The following is a 6,000-nucleotide window of genomic DNA, read 5'->3' as shown; positions in this document are numbered from 1 at the left end:
CTACGGGAGTTACAGGTCCTACCGGAGCTACTGGAGCTACAGGCGCTACAGCAACAACTTCTACAAAGGCTATCCTTTTTGGTGGTACTAATGCGGGATTTCAGCGCATAGCAGGATCACCTGGTGCAGATTCACAAACGCTCCCTTATGTAACAGCAGGAGCTGGTAGTGTTGTTGCGTTTTCTGCTTCTATAAATGTAAATAACTTAGGTACAGGTGTATATTTGTTGCGAGTATGTGATAATGTACCTACTAATCTAGCTTCACCGGGTGCTGGTCAAATAGTCTCTACAATTACGCTTACACTTACAGCCAATATTACTGGAACTATAGTGTTTTCGATTAAACCAACTGATATTGGAGCACAACCTGTAAAGGTATTTAATCCTAATCCAGTGGTAGCCCCTGCAACAGTTACATGGACTAGTACAATACCTGGTAATCCAGTTGCAAGGACAGATGCTATCTCACTTTTTATAACTCCAGGAATTACTCAAAGTGCTGTATACTCTGTATTTATATCTACTGCAGTTTAAAAAAATTAATACTATATACATACAATACTAGTTTTGAAGGACTACTATTGTATACGAATTTATGGTAGAGCCCAAGGGATATAGGGCTCTTTTTTTATGGATTAAGACTGGGATTTTACATTTGATATATACTAATCAAATTATACTTAGTTAAATGTTATAATTTGTATAATAAAGGCTATTCTCATGTCCCCTTATAGCATCTGCAGAGATCTTTCTACAAGTGGTTAAAGAATTAACCGTATATACAACATTGCCCTACATAACTTTAAACTACCTAAACTAAAAAATAAAAATAAATTCTTAAAGAGAGGAAAACGGAAATAATGGGAGTTAAACAATTACTGTCGGAGGCACAACGAATTGAGTTAATGGATTTATCACGTTTAACAGAATGGGATTTGGTAACATTTCATACCTTTTCTAAACATGACTTACATTTAATCTTCAAGCACCGTAGAGGATATAATCGTTTAGGTTTTGCTCTTCAACTGGCATTAATTCGTTATCCTGGATGGGCTTTAACCGAGTATAAAGATATTCCTATGTCAGTAATCAAGCATATCGCAAGACAGCTACAGATTCCTGCAGAAGAGTTTTCTAGATATGCCAATCGTAGTAATACATTATGGGAGCATCTTAGTGAAATTCGTGAGGAGTATAATTTCACTAATTTTTCTTCTAGCCATGAAGAAAATCTGTTGAAACATCTCACACAACAAGCTATGGAAAACAGCAATTCACTTCATTTAATTGAAATAGCACTGTCCATGTTACGGAAATCAAAAGTTATTCTTCCTGCCATGTATGTAATTGAAAATATAGTTTGGGAAGCCAAACAGCAAGCAGATCAAAAAGTATACAGTATTTTGTATGATGACTTAACATCTGAGCAAAAGAAAAGAATAGATGCTTTACTTCTACCCACAAATAATGGAATTTCGCCATTGGCTTGGTTAAAACAACTTCCCTCTCAACCATCACCAGAGTCTTTCCTCAAGGTTGTGGAGCGATTTGAATATGTAAAAGATATAGGGCTTGTAGTTGATACGAGCAAGATTAATTCCAACCGCCTTCGGCAGCTTGCAAGATTAGGATCAAAATATGAACCATATGCCTTTAGAAGGTTTGATGAAGTGAGAAGATACAGTATTTTAGTTGCTTTTATGCTAGAAATTACACAAGATTTAATCGATTATGCAATTGAAATACACGACCGTATTATGATGAATCTTCAATTAAAAGGAAAAAAAGCACAAGATGAGATGCAAAAAGTAAATGGTAAAAAACTGAATGAAAAACTTGTACAATTTATCAAGATATGTGGAGCACTTATTGAAGCGAAAGAAGTAGGAAAAGATGCTTTTACAGCTCTAGATGACGTTATGCCGTGGGATAAAATGGTGGAATCGGTTGAGGAAGCCAAACAGTTATCAAGACCTATAAGCTATGATTATTTAGATTTGTTGGAGACTAGATATTCTTATATCAGGCGGTATGCGCCTACCCTATTAAGGGTCTTCCAGTTTGGATCAACTAAATCGGCAGAGCCAGTACTTCAAGCGCTTCATACTATACATGATTTAAACATAAACGGAAAGCGAAAAGTACCGATGAGTGCACCTTTGAATTTTGTATCAAATCGCTGGCAAAAACATGTGTATGACGACGAAGGGAATGTTAACCGACATTATTACGAACTTGCAGCATTAACAGAGTTGCGAAATTACATAAGATCAGGAGATGTATTTGTTTCAGGAAGTAGACAGCATAAGGCATTTGATGATTACTTAATATCTGAAGAGGATTGGAGAAACATAATAAATGCGGAAAATTACTTGGCAGTTCCTTTAACGGTCGAGGAGTACTTAACAGAAAGGATTACTTCGCTAAACCAACGTTTGGACTGGTTATCAAAAAATAGTGAAAAATTAGAAGGTGTTGATATCAGCCAAGGAAAGCTATATGTGGAGAGGTTAGATAAAGGGACTCCAGAAGAAGCAAAAGCATTTAGTATCCGTCTACATAATATGTTACCAAGAATAAAGCTCACAGATTTACTATTAGAAGTTTCCAGCTGGACTGGATTTCATGAGCAATTTATTCATGCTTCAACGAACAAATCTCCTGATAAAGAAGAGAAGAATGTAGTATTAGCAACTCTGATGGCAATGGGTACAAATATTGGTCTTACAAAAATGGCAGAGGCTACTCCTGGAATCTCTTATAGACAAATGGCAAACACTGCACAATGGAGAATGTATGATGATGCTATGGTTCGAGCTCAGTCTGTTCTAGTTAACTTTCAACACAGGCGACAATTAGCAACATATTGGGGAGACGGTAATACATCGTCTTCAGATGGAATGCGGGTACCTATTGGCGTTCGCTCTTTACATGCTGATTCAAACCCGCATTATGGAACAGGAAGAGGAGCAACTATCTATAGGTTTATAAGTGATCAATTTGCTTCCTTCTATTTAAAAGTAATTAATACAAATGCCCGAGATGCACTATACGTCCTTGACGGTTTACTTCATCATGAAACAGACCTCATGATTGAAGAACATTATACAGATACCGCCGGATATACAGATCAAGTTTTCGGATTAACACATCTTCTAGGCTTCCGCTTTGCACCACGTATTCGTGACTTAATGGATACAAAACTTTTTACTATTAACGGTGTGCAAGAATATCCAAATGTTCAGTCACTATTAAAAGGGAAAATTAATTTAAAGGTTATTCAAGAAAATTACAATGATGTTTTACGGTTAGCATACTCCGTAAGAACAGGTAAAGTATCTAGCTCACTTATAATGGGGAAACTTGGATCTTATGCAAGACAAAATAAATTAGCGACCGCCCTTGGTGAAATGGGTCGAATAGAAAAAACGATCTTTACCTTAGATTATATTTCGAGTAAATCAGTGAGGAGAAAAATACAAAAAGGCTTAAATAAAGGCGAAGCCACAAATGCCTTAGCCAGAGCTATATTTTTCGGAAAGAGCGGAGAGTTTAGAGAAAGAGCCCTCCAAGATCAATTGCAACGGGCCAGTGCACTTAATATTATTATTAATGCGATAAGTGTATGGAATACGGTCTATATGGAAAAAGCCGTAGAAGAATTAAAAGATACAGGCGAATTTCGAGAGGATTTAATGCCGTATATATGGCCTTTAGGTTGGGAACACATCAATTTCTTAGGTGAATATAAGTTTGAGGGATTACATGCAACAAGTTTACAATCCTTACGCCCTTTGAATATAAAAGAGCCGATTTACTCTTAACGGAGTAAAATACGGCTCTTTTTTCATATAAATTTGCTTAGCGTGGTTTTTTTCCGAAATGCTGGCTGTACCCCTTTTAGGGCATATAAAAGCTAAGTAGAGCTTTGAGAGGCATTGAATAAATAAAGAAAAGGAGAAATGAAAAATGAAAATCGGTGTATCTGTATGGAGAGTTCTTTGCAAAGAAACAAAGTTGAAATTGCTTCAAAACGCTATGCAAGAAAGTAAAAGCCGCTTTACAAAACAATCCCTTTCCATTGCCATAAAGCAACAGAAAGGGGAAGTGTGATGAGTGATCGTATTGGTGAAGGGCACAAGAAATAAGATGCCTTCAAAAATATTTTAGCATGTTCATTTAGGAAATAAAGGGGGAATTTCATGTGATGAAAACAGTTCAATTATTGAAAAGTGAAGAATTTGAAATTGGTACAACGGATAAAAACGGGCACAAATTAAGACAGTCTGATTTTGTTGTCACACAAGATGACTTTGAAGGTATTAGTATCTGCCAAATCTTATACAACAGTATTGCAAAAGAATTTGTGGCTATGAGTGATTCTAATTGGTGGATACCTTATCATGATTTATCTGTTGCAACAGAAAGGCTAGATCATGTCATTGCAAAAGAGTTTTTGGGGCTAGAAAAATGCGGTACATATTGGGGGAAGAATTGTACACCATTTATTAGAATGCCAATTGAATATTTCAATCCTGTTGAGGAATCCACTTTTATTCTAGAAAAATTAGGGAGGCAATATGACGATCTATTGAGTGTAAAAGAAAAAGGGTGCTGGTACCTAACAGTGAACAAGAAAATATATAGTGAAAAGCGTCTTGGGATAGCCGCTTGTTTAGCCGCAATTGATACCGTAAGAAATAATAAGTAGGGATTTGATTTTAAGGAAGAAATACAAATTAAAATTATAAATAGGGGGAATCAAAATGTTACATGCAGTTATGCAAGAGCAAAATTACTGGAAAGGCCAAAAACAGAAATTCCGAAAAAATAATAAGAAGTTATTAATTTCATTAGAACCACATTTGCATGAAAGATTGGAAGAGTTCGCATTGTATAACGAAAATTTAGATCAAATTGCATCGGAGTTAGTAACAGAAGGTTTAGACTATATCTATATGGAGGATATACCTGTAAGGCAATCTTATGCTTTTCAGCACTTTGTAGAAATTGAATTATCACCATTTCAGCAAAAACTCTTACAACAATTGGCACTCAAACGAGGATGTTCAACAAGAAAAATGGCTTATACAGTATTACATTTTATGCTCAAAACAAAGTAAAAGAATCCAATCATTAAAGAAGGATTCTTTCACCAGGTATTCGTTGGCAAATGACTTCACCCGAAGAATTGAGTCTGGACCACTCAATTCTTTTTTATGTTATAAAAAACAATATAATTTGTCAAAAAGCATTTGCTATAGAATAACAAATGCTTTTTGTTGAACTTGAATTGAACACTTTCAGAAAGTATTTATATTGTTTGCCTTTTTCTCTTGAAAAATTGTACCCTCAATCACTAATTTTAACATAGAATATAAAAAATGTAGCGTTTTAATATTAAAAAACCTATTGGTTTTATATGGATTATTTCTTTATAATAATGAGAGGTAGTTCCCGAATGTAGATAGGCTCTCATGCAAAAAGCAAGAGAGCCTATTTACATAAAAAAAGATTGGATATTTGCCAACCTTTTTCGTGTAAGGGGTTTAATGACAGCTTGTTACTACAACTCGTTTTTATTTCAAAACAATTAATCAGAAAATTCAATCTAGGTTGTTTTTGCCCAAATCTCCGAAAGGGGGCATTAGCTAAATTTATTTTAAAAATACAACTTATATTTATTTGAAACATGTCAATTAAACTGTATATGTTTTGACATATTCATTTTTAAAAGAAGTAAAAATCTTTATTTTAAAGTATTTTTTGCTATTCCCCCTTTTCAAGGGGATGGGCAAAGAAACCCATATAGGGGAAAAACGAAAAAGGACGCTTAACTCCATAGAGTTAAACGCCAAAAGTGAATAGATAAATTAAAATAAGTACATAGAAGGGGAGTGATTCCCTTACTTATCATGAGTATATCACAGAATCAGGTTATAAAGAAAAACAAATGATAGTTAAGCTGGTTAAGTGATGAGGGGAAATATAGAGTAAG

The 6,000-nt window shown here is 34.9% G+C and carries 4 protein-coding genes and 1 pseudogene; all 5 read left to right on the top strand.

Features of this window, described 5'->3' with window-relative positions:
• Window positions 1-536, top strand: a pseudogene (locus tag MR147_RS24990) (collagen-like triple helix repeat-containing protein); the annotation flags it as partial.
• A 326-nt stretch (window positions 537-862) separates the two neighbouring features.
• Complete coding sequence (locus MR147_RS24985) at window positions 863-3,826, top strand: Tn3 family transposase (RefSeq protein ID WP_242304811.1); 2,964 nt, start codon at window positions 863-865, stop codon at window positions 3,824-3,826.
• A 145-nt stretch (window positions 3,827-3,971) separates the two neighbouring features.
• Window positions 3,972-4,115 carry a hypothetical protein gene (locus MR147_RS24980; RefSeq protein ID WP_000690451.1) on the top strand — a complete coding sequence of 48 codons (144 nt, stop codon included), beginning with the start codon at window positions 3,972-3,974 and terminating at the stop codon, window positions 4,113-4,115.
• Between the two features lie 94 nt (window positions 4,116-4,209).
• Window positions 4,210-4,713 (top strand): hypothetical protein, encoded by a 504-nt coding sequence (locus MR147_RS24975; RefSeq protein ID WP_061678418.1) that lies wholly within the window; start codon window positions 4,210-4,212, stop codon window positions 4,711-4,713.
• Window positions 4,714-4,768: 55 nt separating this feature from the next.
• Window positions 4,769-5,125, top strand: coding sequence for a hypothetical protein (locus MR147_RS24970; RefSeq protein WP_061678385.1), 357 nt, complete (start codon window positions 4,769-4,771; stop codon window positions 5,123-5,125).
• Window positions 5,126-6,000 lie beyond the last annotated feature (875 nt).

The sequence above is a fragment of the Bacillus cereus group sp. BfR-BA-01350 genome, assembly GCF_022663775.1.
Taxonomy (GTDB): Bacteria; Bacillota; Bacilli; order Bacillales; family Bacillaceae_G; genus Bacillus_A; species Bacillus_A paranthracis.
This window is presented reverse-complemented; position numbering and strand designations above follow the sequence as displayed.